Annotated in this window: 1 pseudogene; it reads right to left on the reverse strand. The window is 68.7% G+C overall.

Features of this window, described 5'->3' with window-relative positions:
- A pseudogene (locus ACLJNW_RS27025) lies at positions 1 to 252 on the reverse strand (dihydropyrimidinase); the annotation flags it as partial.

Consider the following 252-nt stretch of genomic DNA (forward strand, 5'->3'; position numbering starts at 1 on the left):
TCCCACAGCAGCGCCATGCGGTCCTCGATGCCGGCCGTGCCATTGGGAATCTTGCTGAAGTCGTCGCGGCCCATGGCCTTCTGCTCGGCGCAGAAGCAGCAGAGGTCGGTGGCGGTGGTATGCAGGTTGCCGGACTGCAGGCCGCGCCACAGCGCTTCCTGGTGTTCGACGGGACGGAACGGCGGGCTCATCACGTAGCCGGCCGCGGTGGCCCAGTCCGGGTGGCGGTAGACGCTGTCGTCGAGCAGCAGG

The sequence above is a fragment of the Salmonella sp. SAL4457 genome, from assembly GCF_046548235.1.
Classification (GTDB): Bacteria; Pseudomonadota; Gammaproteobacteria; order Enterobacterales; family Enterobacteriaceae; genus Salmonella; species Salmonella enterica.